Annotated in this window: 15 protein-coding genes and 1 tRNA gene; 7 read left to right on the plus strand and 9 right to left on the minus strand. The window is 71.0% G+C overall.

The features are described from left to right. Positions 1-18 precede the first annotated feature (18 nt). The gene (locus tag BUR99_RS17555) at positions 19-3,444 is read left to right on the plus strand and encodes a DEAD/DEAH box helicase (protein WP_074261702.1); all 3,426 of its coding nucleotides are present in this window, start codon (positions 19-21) and stop codon (positions 3,442-3,444) included. Positions 3,445-3,454: 10 nt separating this feature from the next. Here BUR99_RS17555 and BUR99_RS17560 read toward each other — a convergent pair. Continuing rightward, positions 3,455-3,526, minus strand: a tRNA-Arg gene (locus BUR99_RS17560). Positions 3,527-3,617: 91 nt separating this feature from the next. Here BUR99_RS17560 and BUR99_RS17565 point away from each other — a divergent pair. Continuing rightward, entirely contained in the window at positions 3,618-4,658 is a 1,041-nt protein-coding gene (locus tag BUR99_RS17565) for a lactonase family protein (protein ID WP_074261703.1), read from the plus strand. A gap of 36 nt (positions 4,659-4,694) precedes the next feature. On the opposite strand, the gene BUR99_RS17570 is transcribed toward BUR99_RS17565, so the two are convergent. The 5 genes from BUR99_RS17570 to BUR99_RS17590 form a co-directional block, all read right to left on the minus strand. Beyond that, entirely contained in the window at positions 4,695-5,489 is a 795-nt protein-coding gene (locus BUR99_RS17570) for a CHAP domain-containing protein (RefSeq protein ID WP_074261704.1), read from the minus strand. 261 nt (positions 5,490-5,750) lie between these two features. Then, positions 5,751-6,860, minus strand: a complete 1,110-nt coding sequence (locus tag BUR99_RS17575; RefSeq protein ID WP_074261705.1) for a hypothetical protein — start codon at positions 6,858-6,860, stop codon at positions 5,751-5,753. A gap of 114 nt (positions 6,861-6,974) precedes the next feature. Beyond that, on the minus strand, positions 6,975-7,472 hold the full coding sequence (locus BUR99_RS17580; protein WP_074261706.1) for an HNH endonuclease: 498 nt from the start codon (positions 7,470-7,472) through the stop codon (positions 6,975-6,977). A gap of 363 nt (positions 7,473-7,835) precedes the next feature. Next, on the minus strand, positions 7,836-8,693 hold the full coding sequence (locus BUR99_RS17585) for a C40 family peptidase (protein ID WP_143231704.1): 858 nt from the start codon (positions 8,691-8,693) through the stop codon (positions 7,836-7,838). 220 nt (positions 8,694-8,913) lie between these two features. Beyond that, positions 8,914-9,606 (minus strand): iron-dependent transcriptional repressor DtxR, encoded by a 693-nt coding sequence (locus BUR99_RS17590; RefSeq protein WP_074261708.1) that lies wholly within the window; start codon positions 9,604-9,606, stop codon positions 8,914-8,916. 70 nt (positions 9,607-9,676) lie between these two features. Between BUR99_RS17590 and serC the strand changes: the two genes are divergently transcribed. After that, positions 9,677-10,792 carry a phosphoserine transaminase gene (gene serC, locus BUR99_RS17595; RefSeq protein WP_074261709.1) on the plus strand — a complete coding sequence of 372 codons (1,116 nt, stop codon included), beginning with the start codon at positions 9,677-9,679 and terminating at the stop codon, positions 10,790-10,792. A gap of 5 nt (positions 10,793-10,797) precedes the next feature. Further along, entirely contained in the window at positions 10,798-11,064 is a 267-nt protein-coding gene (locus BUR99_RS17600) for a DUF2530 domain-containing protein (protein WP_074261710.1), read from the plus strand. Here the strand turns inward: BUR99_RS17600 and BUR99_RS17605 are convergent. Together BUR99_RS17605 and BUR99_RS17610 are read right to left on the minus strand one after the other, a co-directional pair. Then, the gene (locus BUR99_RS17605) at positions 11,037-11,762 is read right to left on the minus strand and encodes a DUF3027 domain-containing protein (protein WP_074261711.1); all 726 of its coding nucleotides are present in this window, start codon (positions 11,760-11,762) and stop codon (positions 11,037-11,039) included. The genes BUR99_RS17600 and BUR99_RS17605 overlap by 28 nt on opposite strands. Further along, positions 11,755-12,135, minus strand: coding sequence for a cold-shock protein (locus BUR99_RS17610; RefSeq protein WP_056656630.1), 381 nt, complete (start codon positions 12,133-12,135; stop codon positions 11,755-11,757). Before BUR99_RS17610 ends, BUR99_RS17605 begins: the two co-directional genes overlap by 8 nt. Positions 12,136-12,244: 109 nt before the next feature. Here BUR99_RS17610 and BUR99_RS17615 point away from each other — a divergent pair, with 109 nt between their 5' ends. From BUR99_RS17615 to BUR99_RS17625, 3 genes are all read left to right on the plus strand, one after another. Next, the gene (locus tag BUR99_RS17615; RefSeq protein WP_084184121.1) at positions 12,245-12,517 is read left to right on the plus strand and encodes a hypothetical protein; all 273 of its coding nucleotides are present in this window, start codon (positions 12,245-12,247) and stop codon (positions 12,515-12,517) included. A gap of 9 nt (positions 12,518-12,526) precedes the next feature. After that, the gene (locus tag BUR99_RS17620) at positions 12,527-14,389 is read left to right on the plus strand and encodes a helicase-associated domain-containing protein (RefSeq protein ID WP_074261712.1); all 1,863 of its coding nucleotides are present in this window, start codon (positions 12,527-12,529) and stop codon (positions 14,387-14,389) included. A 186-nt stretch (positions 14,390-14,575) separates the two neighbouring features. Continuing rightward, positions 14,576-16,219: a DNA repair helicase XPB gene (locus BUR99_RS17625; protein ID WP_074261713.1), complete on the plus strand. Its 1,644-nt coding sequence runs from the start codon at positions 14,576-14,578 to the stop codon at positions 16,217-16,219. Between the two features lie 22 nt (positions 16,220-16,241). On the opposite strand, the gene BUR99_RS17630 is transcribed toward BUR99_RS17625, so the two are convergent. Further along, positions 16,242-16,958 (minus strand): pyrimidine reductase family protein, encoded by a 717-nt coding sequence (locus tag BUR99_RS17630; protein WP_159441008.1) that lies wholly within the window; start codon positions 16,956-16,958, stop codon positions 16,242-16,244. Position 16,959: the final 1 nt, after the last annotated feature.

A 16,959-nucleotide genomic window follows, 5' to 3' on the forward strand; every position in this document is an offset into this window, starting at 1 on the left:
GGGTGCGACGATAGAAGGATGCCCGTCGACACGTACCCGTTCGTGGAGGAGCTCGCGATCGCGAGGTTCGTCGGTCCGCTGAACCTGAGCCGCGGTCGCACCGCCGAACGTGCGGGCGCCGTGGTCTCCCTGAACTGGGACGCCGCCCATTTCCGGCTGAGCGCCGACGTGCAGGGCACCGCGCCCGAGCCGTACCGCTCGACCGTGAAGCTCGACCTCGGCATGCCCGGGCGGGCGACGATTCTCGCCGGAGCCTGCACCTGCCCGGTCGGGCGCAACTGCAAGCACGTCGCGGCGACACTGATCGCCTCGGCCGAACGCCACAAGCGCGAGCAGTCCGAAGCGGCCGACCTCGACGTTCGCGACGCGGCGAGCGCGGCGGCCTCGGGGTGGCGCGGAGAGCTGGCCGCGCTCGCGGGCACCGCGCACGGTTCCGACGGGCAAGCGGATGACGCGGCGGTCCGGCAGCCGCTCGCACTCCAGTTCGAACTGCGCGAGCGGGTCTCCCGCAAGGCGAGCGCACGCCAGACGGCTCGCGACGAACCCGCGTCTTCGGCGGCATCCGTCGACCGTCTCGCCGTTCGCCCGGTGACCCGCGGCACCCGCGGCGGATGGATCAAGGGCAGTCTCACCTGGCAGAACGTCGGCTTCCAGGGCCGCGCCGGCGGGTTCGACCCGGCGCAGGCGCGATGGTTCGCCGAGTTCTCGCTGCTGAAGGGCACCAGGCACTCCGCGTTCGCCGAGTACGGCTCGGCGTGGATCTCGCTCGACGAGTACGAGAGCCGCACCCTGTGGGCGCTGCTCGACGCGGCACCGCGACTCGGCATCGCACTCGTCGGCGGCACGGCGCGCACGGTGATCGACGTCGCACGACCCGCGGTGATCGGACTCGACGCGCGGCACGCTGCTGCCGCGCCCGGCGACGACCCGAAGTCGGAGCCCGACACGAATGCCGAACCGGACGCCGATGCCGCGGCGGGTGCCGTGCCCGGCCCCGATCCCGACCTCGTGCTCACCCCGGCGGTCACCGTCGGCGGGCGCAGCTACCCGACCGAGCTCGTGCGGCTCATCGGCGACCACGGCGTCTACGCGTTCGACTTCGCCGAAGGCACGATCACGCTCGCGCCGCTCGCCGCGCCGCTCACCGCCGCGGGCCGTGCCGCGGTGCGGCGGCGCACGCCGATCATCGTGCCCGCGGCGGAGGTCGAGACGTTCGTCGAGGAGCAGTACGCGCCGCTGGCACGGTCGCTGCGCCTCGCGAGCGGTGACGGCAGCTTCGCACTGCCCGAGTTGCCGCCCGCGACCCTCGTCGCCACGATGCACCACGAGCCGAACCACGTCGTACGGCTCGAATGGCGGTGGGAGGCCGACGGCGGTCGCCGGTTCGCGCTCGACGCCCCCGACGCCGAGTTCCACGATCCCGAACGGGAGCGGCTGGTCGCGACATCCGCTGCCGCGCTGCTCGCCGACGACCCGGCCGGGCTGCCGGCCGTGACGCCCGGAACGGAACCGCGCCTCCGCCCCGAGGCCGAGCTGCGCGGGCTCGCGAGCGCCGAGTTCACGGCGAGGCTCGTTCCGCGGCTGCAGGAGCTCGAGCGACTGCGGATCGACGTCGTCGGCGACCCGCCCGCCTACCGCGAACTCGTCGAGGCTCCGACGCTCACCGTCACCACCGTCGAGAGCGATCGCACCGACTGGTTCGACCTCGGCGTCGTGGTCACGGTCGAGGGCAGGAAGGTGCCGTTCGGGCCGTTGTTCAGCGCGCTCGCGAAGGGGCGGGCGAAGCTCCTCATGGTCGACGGCAGCTACCTGTCGCTGAAGCAGCCGGTGTTCGACCCGCTGCGCGAACTCATCGAGGAGGCCGGGTCGCTCCGGGAGTGGGAGGCCGGCCTCACCATCAGCCGCTACCAGACGAGCCTCTGGGCCGAGTTCGAGGACCTCGCCGACCAGTCGGAGACGGCCGTGGCGTGGCGCGACACCGTTGCGGGGCTCCGCGCGGCCGACGGCGTCGAGGAGATCGCCCCGCCCGCCGGACTCGCGATGGAGCTGCGCCCCTACCAGCTCGCCGGATTCCGCTGGCTCGCATTCCTGCACCGGCACGGGCTCGGCGGCATCCTCGCCGACGACATGGGCCTCGGCAAGACCGCGCAGACGCTCGCGCTCATCGCGCACGCCCATGAGACCGCGGCCGAGGGCGAGCGCCGCCCGTTCCTCGTGGTGGCACCGACCTCGGTCGTCTCGAACTGGGCGGCCGAGGCCACGCGCTTCGTGCCCGGCCTACGCGTCGAGACGGTCACCGCCACGCGGGCGTCCAGCGGCGCACGACTCGCGGATGTCGCGGCGCGCGCCGACATCGTCGTGACGAGCTACGCGATCCTCCGCCTCGACGCGCCCGAGTTCGCATCACTCGAATGGGCCGGGCTCGTGCTCGACGAGGCGCAGTTCGTGAAGAACCACTCCTCGAAGGCGAATGCGGCTGCACGCGACATCCGTGCGCCGTTCCGCCTCGCCGTCACCGGCACGCCCGTCGAGAACAACCTGATGGAGCTGTGGGCGCTGCTGAAGATCGTCGCGCCCGGTCTCTTCCCCTCGGCCCGCGGCTTCGCCGAGCGCTTCGCGCGGCCGATCGAGAACGACCACAACGCCGAGCGCCTGGCGACGCTGCGACGGCGCATCAGGCCGTTCATGCTGCGCCGTACGAAGGACGTCGTCGCCCCCGAACTGCCGCCGAAGCAGGAGCAGGTGCTGACGGTGCAGCTCGACCCCGAGCACCAACGGGTCTACGACGCGTTCCTGCAGCTCGAGCGGCAGAAGCTGCTGGGCCTCATCGACGACCTCGACCGCAATCGGTTCACGGTGTTCCGCTCGCTCACGCTGCTCCGCATGCTGAGCCTGCATGCGGCGCTCATCGATGCCGAGCAGTACGCCGACGTGCCGTCTGCGAAGCTCGACGCCCTGTTCGACCAGCTCGACGAGGTCGTCGCCGAGGGCCACCGGGCGCTCGTCTTCAGCCAGTTCACGTCGTTCCTGCAGATCGCCGCCGCCCGCCTCGAGGCGGCGGGCGTGCCGTACGCCTACCTCGACGGCGCGACGACGAAGCGGGCCGACGTCATCGCGAAGTTCCGCGAGGGCGACGCGCCCGTGTTCCTGATCAGCCTGAAGGCGGGCGGGTTCGGCCTGAACCTCACCGAGGCCGACTACGTCTTCCTGCTCGACCCGTGGTGGAACCCCGCGAGCGAGGCGCAGGCCGTCGACCGGGCGCACCGCATCGGCCAGTCGAAGTCGGTGAACGTCTACCGCATGGTCGCCGAGGGCACGATCGAGGAGAAGGTGATGGCGCTGAAGGCCCGCAAGGCGAAGCTCGTCTCATCGCTCATGGACGACGGCGAGCTCTTCAGCGAGACCTTGACGGCAGACGACATCAGGGGCCTGCTCGGCGGCTGACACGCATCGGTGCCCCTGGAGGGACTCGAACCCCCAACCTGCTCCTTAGGACGGAGTTGCTCTTCCATTGAGCTACAGAGGCTGGCCGCATCAGAGTTTACCCGCCGCGCGGTAGCGTGTTCTCCGGCGCGCGAGCGCACGCGAAACGCGGCGCTGCCGCAGAACGGGGCGGCATGGGCGAGTCGAAGACCACGAGGTTCTGGGTGGGCGCATCGACGCTCGGTGCGCTCGGCACGGCGGCGCGCGGCATCCGCTCGCTCGACATCGCGGCCGATGGCGGTGCAACGCTCGGCGAGCCCGTCGATGTCGGCCCGAACCCCATGTTCCTCGCGGTCTCCCCCGCGACCGGTGTGCTCGGCATCGTGCACGAGCTCGCCGACGGCCGCGTCTCGACGTGGACGTTCGAGGGCGACCGCCTCTCGCCGTTCAGCCTGCCCGGTGCGACCGGAGCCGCCGACCCCTGCCACCTCGCCTTCGACGAGGCCGGCGGCCTGTTCTTCGCGGCGAACTACTCGGGCGCGCGGCTCTCGGTGCATCACGCGGCTCCGGATGCCCCGGCCGACGTCGCGCTGAGTGCCGACTTCACCGGCACCGGTCCGAACCACGAGCGCCAGGAGTCGTCGCACCCGCACCAGGCGGTCGTCGACAGCGCGCGCGATCGGTTGCTCGTGCCCGACCTCGGCGCCGACCGGGTGCGCGTGCTCGCGCTCGACACGCTCCCCGACGCTCTCGTGCACGACGAAGCGCGCGACATCGTCGTGCATGCCGGTGCCGGCCCCCGACACCTCGTCATCGCCGGCGACCTGGCCATCACCGCGAACGAGCTCGATCGCACGGCGAGTGTCATCGACCTCGTCGAAGGGCGCGAAGTGGCGTGGTGCTCGATCGGCGACGACGTCGAGCCGCGCGGACTCGGCTGCTCGGCGATCCGGCTGACGCGCGGGGGCATCGTGCTCGTCGGCGACCGCGACGCCGACGCGTTGCGCGCCCTCCGCTTCGATCGCGCGACGCGCACGCTCGAACTCGTGGCGACGGTCGTGACGGGTGGGCGGCATCCGCGCGACCTGGAGCTGACGCACGACGAGCGGTTCGCGCTCGTCGCCGATCAGGGCTCCGACTCCATCGCCGTGGTCGCGCTCGACGGAGTCGGCGTGCCGACGGGCGTCGTCGGGGTCGTGGAGACGCCGGCGCCGGCGTGCCTGGCTCGCGTGTAGGTCTCGAGACCGTCGGGTTCGACGACCGCAGGTGGACTATCCCGGCGGGTAGAGGTACAGCGCCTCACCGGCCGGAATGGTGCGGCGGTGGTAGGAGTGGTCGGAGTTCTGGTTGTACTCCTCGATGTTCACGCTGCCGTCGGAGTTGATCGACTGCACGTAGGCCACGTGGTTGTACGGGAACCAGGCGACCGCGCCCACGACCGGCTCGCTCGACGTCGGCCAGCCCCGGCTCGCCCATTCGTCGGCCCACGCGTACGCGCTGCCCGAGGCGAGGTTCGCCCAGTCCCACTTCCACGGGGCGCTCGTGACGCCGGCGTCGCGGTTCAGGCGCCAGGCCACGAAGTCGACGCACTCGCGGTAGTAGTACCGCAGCGGCGACAGGCCTCCGCCGTAGTCGTCGGGCGTCTGGTCCCACCAGGGGTAGTCGTCGCCCTCGGCCTTGACCGTGTAGATCGCATAGCTGCCCGAACCGCGCGAGGCGAGGTTCGCGGCCCACGCCGCCGCGTCCTTCTCCTCCTGCTCGATGCGCGCAGCCTCGATCTCGGCCTTCGTCACGACGCTGTAGCCCTCGGTCGACAGCGGCGCGCCGCTCGCGAGCGAGGAGACCTCGACGTCTTGCGCCTCCGCCTTCGAGAGACTGAAGGTGCCGGACGCCTCGAACGACTCGCCGCCGGGCATGAACGCGTAGGCCGGCAGCGCCACGGTGCCGACGATCGCCGGCACGACGAGCATCGTCGCGAAGACCCGCGCCGGGCCGTTGCGACGAGTGGTCGGCTTCGGCGCCTTGGCCACTGCGGCGGCGACGTCGGCGCCACGGACGGCGGTCACCGGTGGCGCTGCGACGGATGCCGCGGCATCCGCTGCGCCCTGGGCCTGCTTGGAGCGTCGCCGAGCTGATGAGGTGCGTCGTGGGGTTCGACCTCGGTCGGCCGATCGACGTGCGGAGCGCGGGCGCTCCGATGCGTCGTTCGTCTCGTCGGCGTTCAACAGTTGGACCTCCGGGCACCGTTCCGGGGCCGCGGTGCAGCCCGGGAGCGGAGTGGCTTCTCGGGTGTCGACGACCTCACGAGCCGCCGGACTCGTATCACCTTAGGGCACAGCTCCCGCCTTTGTCACGGCCGGCTCGGCGTCGGCGTACGCCTCGGCGTCCGCACCCTGCTCGACCGCGCCGGTGTTGCGCAGGAACACGATGACCCAACTGAAGACCAGCACCGCCACGACCAGCTCGACCGCCGTGAGGTTGTAGTACCCGCTGATGAAGAAGCCCGCGAGCACCACGATGACGCCCACGTAGACGTACCCGAGCATGACGAAGACCTTCGGCATGGAGGGCAGCAGCGCCGGCAGACTCACGACCATCGCGACGTAGACGATCGCCATGCCGGTCGCCGCGAGGTTGTGCGCACCGAGGTACTCGTCGACCGGGAAGATGCCGACGCAGGCGAGCAGGATGCCGATCAGGATGAGCCCGAAGCGCACGAGGTTGCGACCCCGCCGCTCGCCGGCGCCGTCGGCCGGCAGGAACGCGGTCGCGTAGTGCGCGATCGTCGTCACCATCACCCCGGCGATGATGAGCGTGACGTTGAACGTCAGGGCCGAGATGTCGTCGCTGATGCCGAGCGTGCTGAGGTTCTTCGTCCACCAGAGCGGGTCGCTCGCGCTCAGCATGCTCGCGAGCGCGCCGACGGCGAGGAACAACGCCAGCACGAGCGACAGCAGCATCGGCGTGAGGTTCACGGCCGACAGGTACGACATGTACGCGGCGATCGCCATCGCCACTCCGCCGAGCACCGCCGCGGGGATGCCGTAGACGAGGGCGCCGACGAAGCTCTCGCTCAGCAGCGACGCGAGCCCGGTGAAGCCGAGGAGCGCGATCACGCCGAGCGCCAGGGCGAGCGCGGCGACGTCGAACCAGTGCAGGCGGGCGTGGTACCCGGGAATCGAGCGGGCGCGAGAGCGCCGCATCGCGCACCCGAACACGAATGCGGCGATCGCGGCGATGGCACCGCCGACGGCCGCGTAGACGCCGACGGAGCCACGGCCGGAGATCGGCACGTCCTGGTCCCAGAAGACGAAGAGGCCGATCAGCGTTCCGACGACGAGGGCCGCGGCACCCACGAGGAGTGCCGACGACTCCTTGGCCTCCGCGCTTCGCGCCGGTTGCCGAAGCACTCGCGTGAGGGGTGACGAATCAGACATTCCGGTCCTCCTGCACTGCCGCACCATCGGAGCCGAAATGTGCTCCCGATCCGCAGCGTAGACCCCGCGCGCGCCGAACGGAAGGATTCGCGCTCGCGTGGCCGACGGCGCAGATCAGGCCGCCGTCACGAGGTATTCGTCCCACTGCGGCATCGGCCGCTCGAACCCGCGCGCCACCCAGTTGCGCCCGTTCGGACGGCCGGGGGTGAAGCGGAGCTCCCACCCCATCTCGGCCGGCGTGCGATCGCTCTTCGTGTTGTTGCAGCGCAGGCAGCAGGCGACGAGGTTCTCCCAGGTGTCCCGCCCGCCTCGTGAACGGGGCAGCACGTGGTCGATCGTGGCGGCCGGCCGGCCGCAGTACGCACACGCGTGGTCGTCGCGCCGGAGCACTCCGCGTCGGCTCACCGGCGCCTGGTTCACCCGTGGCGCGCGGACGTACCGGGTCAGGAGGATGACGCTCGGCCGCTGCCACGATCCGCTCGCCGCGCAGACCGGGTTGCCGACCTCGTGCTGGATGACGGTCGCCTTGTGGTTCATGACGAGGAGCAGCGCGCGCTTGAAGGAGACGATGGCGAGGGGCTCATAGCCCGCGTTGAGCACGAGTGTGCGCATGGAATGCCTTTCGATCGGGGCTGGATGGCTTCCAGCCGCGTGAACGGATCGGCGGTCCGAGAGGACGTCGGGCGGTGGCGGGCAACGTCGGCCGACCGCGGCTCGAGGGTCCCTGAAAACAGAGAACGGGCACCGTCGTGATGACAGTGCCCGTCGCGGCCTCGGCCCGGTTCGTGCTCGTTCGACTACTGCGCCGTTGGTCGAAGAGCGCGCGCGCATCCGTGGAATGGATGCTGCACGACTTCACCATTGGCTTCCCCTGCCCGGTTTCTCGGATCGTCAGGGTCTCAGGTTAGAACACGAATGGCGCGCCGGGAATGTCCGGCGCGCCATTCACGCGTGGTGTCACGCGATGTTCATCGGTCAGATGCCGATGCGCACGATGTAGTAGTCGCTCGTCCAGATGGGCTGCACGCGAACGGATGCGCCCTCGTAGGGCGCGTGCAGGATCATGCCGTTGCCGGCGTAGAACCCGTCGTGGCCGTCCATGATGACGAGGTCGCCGGGCTGCGCGTCGGCCTCGGAGATCCGGGTGCCCATGTCGCCCTGGCCCGCCGAGGAGTGGGGCATGCTGACGCCGAACTGCGCGTAGACGTACATGACGAAGCCCGAGCAGTCGAACCCGGCGGGCGTGGCGCCGCCGTAGACGTAGGGGACGCCGATGTACGACGTCGCGACGTTGTAGACGCTCGCGAGGTCGAAGTTCGGGTAGGGCGGGTTGGCGAGGAAGTCGCCGACCGACGGGCCCGAGTACGACGCCGCGTACGAGGTCATCGCCTCTTCGGCCGCGACTCGCGCTGCTTCAGCCGCGGCTGCGGCCTCGGCTGCCGCCGCGATCTCGGCGCCCGTGACGGTGTCATAGCTGTCTTTCGTCACCGGCGCGGCGATCACGTCGTCGGTCACTTCGACCGACTGCGCCTGTGCCTTGGTGAGCTTCGTCACGTCGGTCTCGCCGAACTGCGGACCGGCCGAGCCCGGCGCGAATGCGTAGGCAGGGATCGCGAGCGTGCCGACGATGCCGGCAGAGACCGCCATGACGAGCACGTTCGCGAGCGGACCGCGGCGCAGTCGTCGCGTCGACGGCAACTTCGTCGCGACGCGGGCTGCGGCATCAGGCTGGGGGGAAGTGGGGGAAACGGGCGCTTTCGCGGCGATGATCGCCTTCGTCGCGGCCCCGCGGGCGGGGTTCCTGGTGAGCCGCCGCCGTGAGAATCGAGCCAAAATGTGTACCTCCGTCGCCCCACGACATCGGATGTCACCCCACCGGATGCGCACGAGGGCGCTTACGGGTACTTGATCGAGCGGTGGGCTTGGGAGGCGTCTCGACCCTGGTCCTCCGACTGGCTTCTCGCCGGCGGACTCGTATGAGAGTACGCGAGGAGCCCCCGAATGTCACATTCTGATCACGGCGTGGCGCTGATCAGGCCTTTCGGCGGCCGGCTCAGCTGGCGATGAAGAGGTGCCCGGCGACTTCGCTGGGCAGCTCGAGGCCGCCGTCGACGCCATCGACGACGACGAGCACGTAGCCGCCGGCACGGCTGAACGTCGCCATGGCTCCCGGCATGACCCCGGCCTGACGCATCTGGGCGAGGAGTTCGGGATCGAACTGCACGGGCTCCCCCAGCCGGCGCAGGACGCCGCGCACGGGCTCATCGCTCGCCTCGACGGCCTCGACGACGTTCACGACGCCGTCCATGAACGCGTCGGCCGGCGGGAGGCCGAGCTCCTCGAGCCCGGGGATCGGGTTGCCGTAGGGCGATTCGCGCGGACCGCCGAGGATCTCGATGAGGCGGCGCTCGACCTGCTCGCTCATCACGTGCTCCCAGCGGCATGCCTCGTCGTGCACGAACTCCCACTCGAGCCCGATCACGTCGGAGAGCAGTCGCTCGGCGAGCCGGTGCTTGCGCATGACGTGCACGGCCTTCGAACGCCCCTCAGGGGTGAGCTCGAGGTGCCGGTCGCCGGAGACGACGACGAGTCCGTCGCGCTCCATGCGGGCGACGGTCTGGGAGACGGTCGGCCCGGAATGACCGAGTCGTTCGGAGATGCGCGCGCGCAGTGGCACGATGTTCTCCTCCTCGAGATCGAGGATCGTGCGGAGATACATCTCCGTCGTGTCGATCAGGTCGGTCACGCGCCATCCTCCCGTTGTCACAGCCCGTCGTCCAGCCTACCGGGCGGCACCCCATCGCTAGACTCGACCCATGCCGAGCATCGTGATTCCCAGTGACCTGCTGCCCGCCGACGGACGCTTCGGATGCGGCCCCTCGAAGGTGCGCCCCGAGCAGCTCGCCCACCTCGCGGCGGTCGGCCCGTCGATCCTCGGCACTTCGCACCGGCAGGCGCCCGTCAAGCAGCTCGTCGGTCGCGTGCGCACCGGCCTCTCCGACCTCTTCGACCTGCCCGACGGCTACGAGGTCGTGCTCGGCAACGGCGGTTCGACCGCCTTCTGGGATGCCGCGGCCTTCGGCCTGATCGAGGAGCGCGCCCAGCTCGCCTCCTTCGGCGAGTTCGGCGCGAAGTTCGCCGCCGCCGCGGCTGCGCCCTGGCTCCAGGCCCCCGACGTGCGCAAGGCCGACGCCGGCTCCCGCGCCGAGCCCGCCGCGCTCGCGGGCGTCGACGTCTACGCCTGGCCGCAGAACGAGACCTCGACCGGCGTGATGGCCCCGGTCACCCGGGTGGCCGGCGACGCCGGTGCGCTCACCGTCATCGATGCCACGAGTGCGGCCGGCGGCATCATGGTCGACCCGCGGCAGTTCGACGTCTACTACTTCGCACCGCAGAAGAACTTCGCCTCCGACGGCGGCATCTGGTTCGCGCTGCTCTCCCCCGCTGCGATCGAGCGCGTCGAGCGCGTCGCGGCGAGCGGCCGGTACATCCCCGAGTTCCTGTCGCTGAAGAACGCGGTCGACAACTCGCGCCTGAACCAGACGCTGAACACGCCGGCACTCGCGACCCTGCTGCTGCTCGAGAACCAGCTCGAGTGGATGAACGCCTCGGGCGGTCTCGCCTGGGCCGACGCCCGCACCCGCGAATCGTCGTCGGTGCTCTACGACTGGGCCGAGCGCACCTCGATCGCGACCCCGTTCGTCGCCGACCCCGCGCACCGCTCGCAGGTGGTCGTCACGATCGACTTCGACGAGTCGACGGATGCCGCGGCACTCGCCTCGGTGCTCCGCGAGAACGGCATCGTCGACACCGAGCCGTACCGCAAGCTCGGCCGCAACCAGCTGCGCGTCGCGACGTTCACCGCGATCGAACCCGACGACGTCCGGGCGCTCACGGCCTCGATCGACTACGCGCTCTCGCAGATCGGCTGATCCTGATGCGGCTCTGGCTCAGCGACGACGAACGGCGCCCCGACCCGGCGCCGGCCCGGGCCGACGGCCGCAAGGCCGTGGTCGCGGGCACGCTCGGCTGGGTCGTCGCGCTCGTGGCCTGCCTCGTGTTCCGGGAGCCGCTCGAGTCGGCGGGCCTCGGATGGTTCATCGGCGCGGCGATCACCGGCATCGCCATCGGCCTCATCGGCCTCGCGGTCGTGCAGGTGATCCGCCGACGGGCCGATCAGTCGTCGGAGCGCTCGACCGACTGATCGTCGTCGTCGTCGTCGGACTCGTCGTCGTCGTCGTCGTCGGACTCGTCGTCGTCGTCATCGTCGGACTCGTCGTCATCGTCGGACTCGTCGGACTCGTCGTCATCGTCGGACTCGTCGGACTCGTCGTCCTCATCGTCACCGGCGTCATCGGCCGCGCCGAGCGCATCGATGTCGATCCCGTCGAACTCGTCGTCGACGACGTCGTCATCGTCGTGGTCGTCGTCGAGCTCGTCGTCGTCATCGTCGTGCTCATCGTCTTCGTGCACGTCGTCGGCTTCGCCGCCGTCGGCCGCGATCGCCTCCTGAGCCGCGCGGTAGTCGGCCAGCCGCTCCGACCACGGCACCCAGTCGGGCGCGAGCAGGGCGGTCTCTCCGGGCATGAGCTCGGTCTCGAGCACCGTCGGCTCCGCGTTGCCGTCGAACCGCGACAGCGTGACGCTCCAGTGCCAGCCCGGGTACCCGCGGAGGTCGGAGGCGAAGAGGAGGGTCAGCACGTGCTCGCCCTCGACGAGATGCCCGACGACCGATCCGACCGTCTCGGGAGCGGTGACCTCGAGCAGCGCACGCCGGGCGAGATCCACCGACGACAGGAGCACCTCGTCGGCCACGACGACCACTGCGCTCTCGGCGCTCTCCGCGCTCTCGGCCGCAGCCTGCTCGGCCACAGCCTGCTCGGGTTCCGTCGCCTCAGGCATCGAGATCGTCTGCCACCTTGCGCAGCACCGCGGCGACGGTGCGCGCCTTCGACTTCTCGGGGTAGCGTCCGCGACGGAGGTCGGCGCCGATGCCGTCGAGCACCTTCACGACGTCTTCGACGATGATCGCCATGTCGTCGGCGGGCTTGCGGTTGATCTTGGTGAGGCTCACGGGAGTGTCGAGCACGCGCACCGACAGCGCCTGGGCGCCGCGCTTGCCTTCGGCGACGCCGAACTCGAGTCGGCTGCCTGCCTTCACGGTCGCACCGGCGGGAAGTGCGGATGCGTGGAGGAAGACCTCCTGGCCGTCATCGGAGCTGATGAAGCCGAATCCCTTTTCCTCGTCGTAGAACTTGACCTTGCCGGTGGGCATCGTATGAACCTCGCTCATGTCTGCAGGCGCGCTGAACCACAGCGCCGTCCACAGCCCAGTCTATTGCTCGGGACACCCGCGAACGGGCCGCCTGGCCTATTCTGGGAGTGTGAGCGATTCCGGCCCCATCACCGACAATCGCGCCGAGCGCGTCCTGGCGTACATGTTCGCCGCCATCGTCGGCCTGTCCATCATCTGCTTCTTCGCCGTGATGATCGGCACGATCTCCGGCGTCGCCGTCGACGAGATGGGCTCAGGCGTCTGGGCGGTGGTCACGATGCTGCCGTGGTTCGGGCTGCCCATCGCCTTCCTGCTCCTCATCGTCCTGCTCATCGTCAACGGCGTTCGGCGCGGCCGAGCCGCGCGATCCGGATCGAGCTGATCGGAGACGATGCTCGAGCTCGCCGCACGACTCCGCGGGCTGTCGCGAGACTCCCTCGCAGCAGCACTGCACTCGCGCGAGTTCGAGCCGTCGGGAGTGCGTGACCTCTTCGACCTCGCCGAGGCGGTGCTCGCACCCGACTCGATCGACCACGCCGTCGGCCGGCTCGATCGTCGACACCTCGCCGTGCTCGCCGCAGCCGTCGAACTCGTCGCCGACGGCAACACCACGGTCGACGCGGTGCGCGCCGAGCTCGTGGGGCACGCGGCATCCGCTGAACTGTCGGACTCCACGGGCGAACTGCTCGACGAACTGGGCGGCCTGCTGCTGCTGGTGCGCACCGGCGACCGCGTGCACGTGCCCGCCGCCGTCATCGCACGGGTGGCTCCGCACCTCGGCGCCGAACTGCCCACCGTGGCAGAGCTCGCGACGCCGGCGCCGCCCGTGCTCGTCTCGGGCGGCGACGTCGACCGCACGCTCATCGACCGGCGCGCCGCCGAGACCGCCTACGCGACGGTCGCCGCCACGGCGGAGGTGCTCGCCGCACTCGGCACCCAGCCGGCCCGCGAGCTCGCGAAGGGCGGTCTGGCGCTGCCCGACTCGAAGCGCCTCGCGGAGGCGAGCGGCATCGCGCTCGATGCGCTGCCGCGCCTCTTCCACCGGGCCGACGAAGCCGGTCTCGTGCTGCGCGACGGCGCGTTCTGGCTCGAGTCGGACCGAGGCGCCGAGTGGTCGCTCGAGACGACGGCCGGCCGGTGGCGGCGCCTCGCCGAGTGCTGGCGCGCCCGCATCCCCGAGCCGCTCCGCGAACTCGTGGCACGCCGCAGCGAGTCACTCACGGCGAGCACGCTCGGCGAAGACGTGCGCTGGTTCTACCCCGCCGGCGGCCGTTGGATCGACGAGGGGCTCGAACGGCTCATCGGCGAGGCCGAGGCGCTCGGCCTCGCGGTGGCGGGCGAACCGGCACCGACGGCGATCCTCGTGCTCGACGGGGAACTCGACCGTGCCGCCGAACGACTCGCGGCGCATTTCCCCGCCCAGGTCGAGCAGGTCTACCTGCAGCACGACCTCTCGATCGTCTCGCCCGGTCCGCTCGAACCGACGCTCGATGCACGCCTGCGCGGGTTCGCCGACGTCGAGGGCCGCGACCTCGCGTCGACGTATCGGGTCAGCGCGGCATCCGTCAATCGCGGACTCGCCGCCGGCGAGACGGCCGAGTCGATCCTCGAGTTCCTCGGCGGGCTCTCGCTCACCGGCATCCCGCAGCCGCTGTCGTACCTCGTCGACGAGGCGGCCGCGCGGTTCGGGTCGTTGCGCGTCTCGCTCGCCGGCGAAGCGGATGCCCCGGCGCGGGCGAGCGTGCGCTCCGACGACGAGCAGCTCGTGCGCACCCTCGCCGTCGACCAGTCGCTCATCTCGATCGGCCTGCGTCAGGCGAGCCCGAACCGGCTCCTCTCGCGGTTCCCTCCCGAGGTCGTGTTCTGGGCGCTCGCCGACGCGAGGTACCCGGTCGCCGCGGAAGACGCCAAGGGCGAGATCATCCGACTGAGCCGCCACCATCTGGCGGCGGCGCCCGAGCCGGTGTCGAAGCCCGACCCCGTCGAGACGATGCTCGACGTCGTGCTCGCCGAGGGCGAGGCCGGCGCCAGCGAGCAGGCGTGGCTGTCGCGCCAGCTCGAGGCCGCCGCGCGCTCGAAGGAGACCCTCACGGTCACCGTGCGCATGCCGGGTGGCGACACCGCCGACTACCTGCTCGCGCCCGCGAGCGTGGCCAACGGTCGGCTCCGCGCCCGCGACCGCAAGGCCGACATCGAACGCACCCTGCCGTTGTCGGCGATCGCAGCCGTCTCCCCGGCACCGGCCGGCGCCTGACGGCCCCACGTCTCATCGGCGCCCGCCTGCGCCTGAGGCACGCCGTCGCCTCGGAAATCTGCACGGCTTCGGATCGGATCCGCCCGAGACATCCGATCGAGTGCAGATCTCCGAACCGCGGGCGCTGCTGCCCGAACTCGCCCGGCACTGCCGCCCTCCCATGAACCGGGCGTAGACTCGACCGCTATGTCAGACGGCCCACTCATCGTGCAGAGCGACCGAACCGTCCTCCTCGAGGTCGCGCACCCGCTCGCCGAAGACGCGCGCCACGACCTCGCGGTGTTCGCCGAGCTCGAGCGCGCCCCCGAGCACATGCACACCTACCGCATCACCCGGCTGGGCCTCTGGAACGCGCGAGCGGCCGGTCACGACGCCGACGACATGCTCTCGACGCTCGAGCGCTACGCGAAGTTCCCGGTGCCGCAGACCGTCGCCGTCGACATGCGCGAGACCGTCGGTCGCTACGGCCGACTCGTCGTCGACCGCACCGACGACGGTGCGCTGCGGCTGCACAGCGATGACATCGCCGTGCTCACCGAGGTCGCCTCGGCCAAGCGCATCGCGCCGCTGCTCACCGAGCGCCTCGACGACCGGAGCTTCCTCGTCGAGGCCTGGGCGCGCGGCGCGCTCAAGCAGGAGCTCGTGAAGCTCGGCTGGCCGGCCGAGGACCTCGCGGGATACACGCCGGGCACGCCGCACCGCATCGACCTCGAGGAGGCCGGCTGGCACCTCCGCGGCTACCAGCAGCAGGCGATCGACAACTTCTTCGACGGCGGCTCCGGCGTCGTCGTGCTGCCCTGCGGCGCCGGCAAGACGCTCGTCGGCGCAGGCGCGATGGCGACGGCGAAGACCACGACGCTGATCCTCGTGACGAACACCGTCTCCGCCCGCCAGTGGCGCGACGAGCTGCTGCGCCGCACGACGCTCACCGCCGACGAGATCGGCGAGTACTCGGGGCAGGTGAAGGAGGTCAAGCCGGTCACGATCGCGACCTACCAGATCCTCACCGCGAAGCGGAAGGGCGAGTACGCCCATCTCGCATTGCTCGATGCCCTCGACTGGGGTCTCGTGGTCTACGACGAGGTCCACCTGCTCCCCGCGCCCGTGTTCAAGCTCACCGCCGAGCTGCAGGCTCGTCGACGCCTCGGCCTCACGGCGACCCTCGTGCGCGAAGACGGCCGCGAGGGCGACGTCTTCAGCCTCATCGGCCCGAAGCGCTTCGACGCCCCGTGGAAGGAGATCGAGGCCCAGGGCTTCATCTCCCCCGCGGCCTGCTACGAGGTGCGCATCGACCTGCCGCAGTCCGAGCGGCTGACGTACGCGGCATCCGCCGACGACGAGCGCTACCGGCTCGCGGCGACCGCGCCGGCCAAGCTCGGCGTGGTCAAGGAGCTCGTGGCCAAGCACGCCGGCGAGCGCATCCTCGTGATCGGCCAGTACCTCGACCAGATCGACGAGCTCGCCGCGGCCCTCGGCGCGCCGCAGCTGACCGGTTCGACACCGGTCGACGAACGCGAACGGCTCTTCCAGGAGTTCCGCGACGGCCGCACACCCGTGCTCGTGGTCTCGAAGGTCGCGAACTTCTCGGTCGACCTGCCCGAGGCGACCGTGGCGATCCAGGTGTCGGGCTCGTTCGGCTCGCGCCAGGAGGAGGCGCAGCGTCTCGGCCGGCTCCTGCGTCCGAAGGAGTCGGGCCTCAGCGCGAACTTCTACACGCTCGTCTCGCGCGACACCGTCGACCAGGACTTCGCGCAGAACCGCCAGCGGTTCCTCGCCGAGCAGGGCTACAGCTACACGATCCTCGACGCCCACTCGCTCGCAGCCGCCTGACGCGGCCGCTGCGTCGCCGACGTCAGCGACGCGTGTAGCGCAGCAGCAGCAGGTCCCCGACGGGGATCGCGTGCGCCAGACGCATCCGTCGGGGCACCTCGACCTCGGTGCGCGAGATGCGACCCGCGCTGCCGGCCACGAGCATGGGGCTGAGGCTGAGGCACAGCTCGTCGACCACATCGGCCTCGATGAGGGCGCCGAACAGGTGCGGCCCGCCTTCGCAGAGCACCTGCGGGAGCCCGGCGGCGGCGAGCGATGCGAGCATCGTGCGGGGGTCGACGGATGCCTCGCCGCACACGAGCACGTCGGCCACCGCTTCGAGCGCCGCCCTCCGCCCGGCGGGCGCCGCGGCGTGCGTGACGACGATCGGACGCGTCACGGCCTCGGAGAAGAACGGATGCCCCGGATCGAGGTCGAGCGCCGCGGAGACCACCGCCACCCGCGGCTGGTCGGCGAGCCCCTGCTCGCGACGCCACTCGACGTTCGCGGCCCGGAGGCGGAGTCCGCCGTAGCCCTCGGCGCGCACGGTGCCGGCACCGACGAGCACGACGTCGGCGAGGGTCCGCAGCACTCCCATGACGAGCTGGTCGTTCTCGTCGCCGAGGCCGCCGCTGCGACCGTCGAGGGTGACCGCGCCGTCGAGGCTCATGACGAAGTTCATGCGCACGCGCGGCGTGGCCCGGTCGTCGAGCGCGTACGCGGCGAAGAGCGCCGCCCGATCGGGATGGGCCGGTTGCACG

Origin of the sequence: Agromyces cerinus subsp. cerinus (assembly GCF_900142065.1) — a bacterium.
GTDB classification, from domain to species: Bacteria; Actinomycetota; Actinomycetes; order Actinomycetales; family Microbacteriaceae; genus Agromyces; species Agromyces cerinus.